The sequence below is a fragment of the Micromonospora sp. DT44 genome (assembly GCF_049841635.1).
In the GTDB taxonomy this organism is placed as follows: domain Bacteria; phylum Actinomycetota; class Actinomycetes; order Mycobacteriales; family Micromonosporaceae; genus Micromonospora.
The window spans coordinates 41667-47790 of sequence record NZ_JBNCKS010000052.1; the positions used below are offsets into that span (position 1 = coordinate 41667).

3 protein-coding genes are annotated in these 6124 nt (G+C 71.1%); 2 read left to right on the plus strand and 1 reads right to left on the minus strand.

Going from position 1 to position 6124, the window contains the following annotated elements; all coding sequences use genetic code 11:
* Positions 1–62: 62 nt before the first annotated feature.
* Entirely contained in the window at positions 63–2771 is a 2709-nt protein-coding gene (gene ppdK / locus ACLQ25_RS25680; protein ID WP_425733355.1) for a pyruvate, phosphate dikinase, read from the minus strand.
* Between the two features lie 258 nt (positions 2772–3029).
* On the opposite strand from ppdK, the gene ACLQ25_RS25685 reads away from it, so the two are divergent.
* Positions 3030–4763, plus strand: coding sequence for a beta-N-acetylhexosaminidase (locus tag ACLQ25_RS25685; protein ID WP_425733356.1), 1734 nt, complete (start codon positions 3030–3032; stop codon positions 4761–4763).
* Positions 4764–5313: 550 nt separating this feature from the next.
* The gene (locus tag ACLQ25_RS25690) at positions 5314–5973 is read left to right on the plus strand and encodes a C39 family peptidase (RefSeq protein WP_425733357.1); all 660 of its coding nucleotides are present in this window, start codon (positions 5314–5316) and stop codon (positions 5971–5973) included.
* Positions 5974–6124 lie beyond the last annotated feature (151 nt).

The following is a 6124-nucleotide window of genomic DNA, read 5'->3' on the forward strand; positions in this document are numbered from 1 at the left end:
CCCGCGTATTTTAGCGTGGGGGCGGGCGGGGCCCGGGCCCCCCGGCCCCCCCGCCGCCCACGTCAACGGCTGTCCGACCCGCCGGTCTCCACCACGGCCCGCCCGGCCTCCAGCCGGGCCACCGGCACCCGGAACGGTGAACAGGACACGTAGTCCAGGCCGACCTCGTGGAAGAAGTGCACCGAGTCCGGGTCGCCGCCGTGCTCGCCGCAGACCCCGAGCTTCAACCCGGGCCGGGCAGCCCGCCCCTCCTCGGCGGCGATCCGCACCAACCGGCCGACGCCGTCACGGTCGATCGACTCGAACGGCGAGATGCCGAAGATGCCCAACTCCAGGTAGCGCCAGAAGAACGCGCCCTCGACGTCGTCGCGGGAGAAGCCCCAGCCCATCTGGGTCAGGTCGTTGGTGCCGAAGGAGAAGAACTCTGCCGCCTCGGCGATCTGCCCGGCGGTCAGCGCCGCCCGGGGCACCTCGATCATCGTGCCGATCAACACCTCGACCCCGCTGTCCCCGACCACGTCGGCGATGATCTTCTCGGCCTCGGCGCGGACCGTCTCCAACTCCTGCACGGCCCCGACCAGCGGCACCATGATCTCCGGGCGGGCGGTTCCACCAGCGCTGACGACCGCGACGGCGGCCTCGGCGATGGCCCGGACCTGCATCGCGAACAGACCGGGGATGACCAGACCGAGGCGGACGCCCCGCAGCCCGAGCATCGGGTTCTCCTCGTGCATCCGCCGGACGGCGGCGAGCAACGCCTCCTCCTTCGCCACGTCCTCGCCGCGTTCCTGCGCGACCGCCACGTTGACCGCGAGCTGCTCCAGCGGGGGCAGGAACTCGTGCAGCGGCGGATCGATCAGCCGGACGGTGACCGGCAGGCCGTCCATCTCGCGGAAGATCTCCTCGAAGTCGGCCCGCTGCAACGGCAGCAGCGCCGCCAGCGCCGCCTCCCGCTCACCCTCGGCCCGCGCCAGGATCAGCCGCTCGACCAGCTCCCGCCGGTCGCCGAGGAACATGTGCTCGGTGCGGCACAGCCCGATGCCCTCGGCGCCGAAGCGCCGGGCCCGGGCCGCGTCCGCGCCGGTGTCGGCGTTCGTGCGGACCGCCAGCCGCCGCTTCCCGTCGGCATGCGTCATGATCCGGTGTACGGCCCGAACCAGCGCGTTGTCGATGTGTTCGGGATCGAGGCTTCCCTCGAAGTACTGCACCACCTCCGACGGCATGACCGGCACCTCGCCGAGGTAGACCCTGCCGGTGGTGCCGTCGATCGAGACGACGTCGCCCTCGGCGACGGTCTGCCCGGCCACGGTGAAGCGCTTCGCCGGCACGTTCACGTCGATCTCGTCGGCACCCGAGACGCAGGTCTTGCCCATCCCCCGGGCCACCACGGCGGCGTGGCTGGTCTTGCCACCGCGCGAGGTGAGGATGCCCTTCGCGGCGATCATGCCGTTCAGGTCGTCCGGGTTGGTCTCGCGGCGGACCAGGATCACCGACCTACCCTCGGCGGCCAGCTCGACGGCCCGCGCGGAGGTGAAGACCACGGTGCCGGACGCCGCACCGGGTGAGGCGCCGATGCCCGTGGCAACCGGCTGGAACTCGTGTTCGAGTTGGAAGCGGGGGAACATCAGCTGGGCCAGTTGCGCGCCGTTGACCCGGTGCAGTGCCTCGTCCAGGTCGATCAGGCCCTCGTCGACGAGTTGCCCGGCGATCACGAACGCGGCGGCGGCCGTGCGCTTACCGACCCGCGTCTGCAACATCCACAACTTGCCGCGCTCGATGGTGAACTCGATGTCGCACAGGTCCCGGTAGTGCTCCTCCAACCGCGCCATGATCGACAACAGCTCGTCGTAGGAGGACTTGTCCAGCCGCTCCAACTCCTGCAACGGCACGGTGTTGCGGATGCCGGCCACCACGTCCTCGCCCTGGGCGTTGGCCAGGTAGTCGCCGTAGATGCCCTGCGCGCCGCTGCCCGGGTCGCGGGTGAACGCGACACCGGTGCCCGAGTCCGGACCGAGGTTGCCGAAGACCATGGTCACCACGTTGACGGCGGTGCCGAGGTCGGCCGGGATGCGCTCCTGGCGGCGGTAGAGGATCGCGCGCTCGGCGTTCCACGACTCGAAGACGGCCCGGATGGCCAGGTCGAGCTGTTCGCGCGGCTGCTGCGGGAACTCCCGGCCGGTGTGCTTCAGAAAGATCTTCTTGTACGCGTCGACCAGCCCTCGCAGGTCGTCCGCGTCCAGGTCGAGGTCGTCGTGCGTACCCTTGGCGCTCTTGATCTCGTCGAGGGCGTGCTCGAACTCCTCGCCCGGCACTTCGCAGACGGTCTTGCCGAACATCTGGATGAGTCGGCGGTACGAGTCCCAGGCGAAGCGGTCGTTCTGGCCCGCCTGCGCGGCGAGTCCCACCACGCTCTGGTCGTTCAGGCCGACATTGAGGACGGTCTCCATCATGCCGGGCATGGAAAACTTCGCGCCGGAACGGACGGACACCAGCAGCGGGTCTCCCGGGTCGCCGAGACGCTTGCCCATCTCGCGCTCCAGCGCCCGCAGGTGCGCCTCGATCTGACCGGCGAGGCCGTCGGGCTCCCGGCCGGTCGCGAGGTACGCCTGGCACGCCTTCGTGGTGATGGTGAAGCCGGGCGGCACGGGCAGGCCGAGGTTGGTCATCTCGGCGAGGTTGGCGCCCTTGCCCCCGAGCAGGTCCTTCAGGTCCTTGTTGCCCTCGGAGAAGTCGTAGACGTACTTGTGATCGTCGGTCTCTTGCGCTGCCACCAGAGCCTCCCACGCGCGCCGGATTGACACCTAACGAAGGTTCAGGGCGAAGGTTAAGCGAAGATCGGGTGACCTGGGACCGTTCGGTGACAATAGGCACAGCCATCACGACTATCCGTGTTCGTACCGGCTTTTGGGAACGCTTCCACGCGCACGATCACGCAATATCCCCGGTCCTCGTATTGTTGACGACACTGGTTCTGCCGAAGCTCGCTTTTGCCATATCCGACGCGAAATACCCCTTCCGGAGCCGTCGTCGTGTCCTCCCTCGGAATCTCCTCCCCCACCCCGGACCCGAGCACCGTCGCTCACCCGGCCGCCGCCGACGGGGTCGCGCTGCCCGCGCACCAGCCGGAGGCCGGTGACCTGGCGGCGCTCGCCGCTCGGGCGGCCGGTGACGCACTGCTCGCCCCGCCGGTCCGCCTCGACGACGTCGTGCCGGCACCGGAACGGGTAGAGGCGGACCCGGTGGTGACGTTCGTGCTCGACGGAGACACCGCCATCCGGGTCACCGCCCACCCGGGCGCCCGGGAGGTGGCCGACCACCTGGCCCAACTGCTCCGCGCGGCGACCGGCTTCCCGCTGCCCGTCGCCGACACTCTCGCGGCGGACCCGGCCGGCATGGTGACACTCACCCTGGCCGGCACGACCCCGACGACGCCCCCCACCGCCCCCGGCCAGAGCGCGGACCTCGGGGCGGAGGGCTACCGGCTCGACGTGACCGCCGCCGGGGTACGCGTCGTCGCCGCGACCGCCACCGGTCTCTTCTACGGCGTCCAGACGCTCCGGCAGCTCCTCCCGGCCGCCGTGGAGAGCCCGACCCCGGTGGCTGCCCGCTGGGCGTTGCCCGGCGGCACGATTTTGGACCGTCCCCGCTTCCCGTACCGGGGCGCGATGCTCGACGTGGCCCGACACTTCTTCGCCGTCGAGGACGTCCTGCGGGTGATCGACCACCTGGCCCGCTACAAGCTCAACCACCTGCACCTGCACCTCACCGACGACCAGGGCTGGCGCATCGCCGTCGACTCCTGGCCGAGGCTCGCCACCGTCGGCGGGGCGAGCGAGGTCGGCGGCGGCCCCGGCGGGCACTACACCAAGGCCGACTACCGGCGGATCGTCACGTACGCGTCCGCCCGGCACGTCACCGTCGTCCCGGAGATCGACCTGCCCGGCCACACCAACGCGGCGCTCGTCGCGTACCCGCGCCTCGCGCCGGACAAGGTCGCGCCCGCGCCGTACACCGGCACCGAGGTCGGCTTCAGCTACGTCGACCCGGACGACGAGCAGACGTACGACTTCATCGCCGACGTACTCAGCGAGGTCGCCGCCCTCACTCCGGGGCCGTGGCTGCACATCGGCGGCGACGAGGCGTTCAAGGTCAAGCGCGAGGTCTACACCGGTTTCGTGGAGAGGGCACAGCAACTCGTCGCCGACACCGGCAAGACCGTGGTGGGCTGGCACCAGCTCGCCCCGGCCGCACACGTCGACGGGCGGGTCCTGCAGTGGTGGGGTACGAACACCGACGACCCCACCACCGCCGACGCCGTCGGCCGGGGCGCCCGACTGATCGTCTCCCCCGGTAACCACGCCTACCTGGACATGAAGTACGCCGAGGACACCCCGATCGGGCACGACTGGGCCGGCCTGATCGACGTACGCCGCGCGTACGACTGGGATCCGGGCACGCACGTCGACGGCGTGCCCAGCACGGCCGTTCTCGGTGTGGAGGCCCCGCTCTGGACCGAATCGGTCACCTCGCTGGCCGACATCGAGTTCCTGCTGCTCCCCCGGCTCCCCGCCATCGCCGAGCTGGGCTGGTCGCCCCGGGCGACGCACGACTGGGCCGGCTTCCGGGACCGCCTGGCCGGACACGGCCCACGCTGGTCCACCGCCGGAATCACCTTCCACCGCAGCCCCGAGATCCCCTGGCCGGCCATTCCGACCATTCCCCGCCAACACCCCGCCGCTGCGATGGACCCGACAACCCGCTGAACGGTGCGGTACCCCGAGGCCGTTAACCGGCCGTGATCGACTCGGGTTCGCCGATCTCGGGGTGTCCCGCACGCCGGGATACCCCGATATCCGCGACGTCGAGTCGATCACCCCGGCTGGCGGTTTGGGCGGCCGTGGCGTGATCGTCCCGTGGCGGACGGCACCCCGGCGGCGGAATCGCGGGTGGGGCGGGGTCGTTATACCTCCCATGCCGCCGTGACCCCGGGTCGCGGCTCCGGGGAACACCCGCCGGGTCGGCGTCGTTACACCTTCCGCATGACCGAGCACCACCACGCCGGCTCGCCGGCAGCCGCCGCCGGGAACACCCGCCAGGCCGGCGTCGTTACATCCCCGCGCGGCCGAGCATCACCGGCCGCCCCCGGTCCGCCGGCGGGAATGATCCCCTGGCCCGGACAGTTGCACCACCCTCCGGGACACCCCCGAGCAGGCCCCGCCGGGCCGCCCGGCCGATCCCCAGGAACTTTCTCCGCGCAGCACACCCCCGTGTGCCGAGTGCGTATCCCCCGATGAAGCAGAGGAGCACGCCATCATGCGTACCGATCTGATTCGCAAGACCGCCCTGACCGCCGCTGGCCTCGCCTTCACCGGTGGAGCGATCGCCGGCCCGGTGACCGCCGCGTACGCCATGGCCGACGCCAAGCCCACCACCCAGACGGTGTCCGACCGCAAGGGTCACGGTGAGCGGGAGCTCGGCGTGCGCTACGAGGCACAGCCGAACTTCTTCTACTGCGGCCCCGCCGCTACCCGTAACGCGCTGAGCGTGCAGGGTAAGAACATCGACGTGGACGCCATGGCCAAGGAGATGGGCACCACCGAGGCCGGCACCAACTCGATCAACGACATCACGCCGGTGCTGAACAAGGAGACCGGCAAGGCCGACGCCTACCGGTCGGTGGAGATCAGCAGCCCGGACGCTGACGCCAAGCAGACCGACACGCTGCGCGCCGACGTGGTCAAGACCGTGGACAACGGTCGGGCCGTGGTCGCCAACATCGCCGGCACCAGCACCGACACCGACGGCAACACCCACTCCTACGAGGGCGGGCACTACATCAGCGTGACCGGCTACCGCGACAACGGCAACGTCGTCACGATCGCCGACTCCGCCAACCCGGACACGGCCTCGTACCAGATCACCATCGAGCACCTGGCCGACTGGATCGCCACCCGCGGCTACGCCACCAGCTGACCCGCGACCCCGCACCACCGACAAGGGCCGGACCCCACCACGGGGTCCGGCCCTTCGGCATGCCCAGGTCACGTCGCCCCGCGCCCCGCGCCCCGCGCCCCGCGCCCCGCGCCCCGCGCCCCGCGCCCCGCGCCCCGCGCCCAAGATCCTC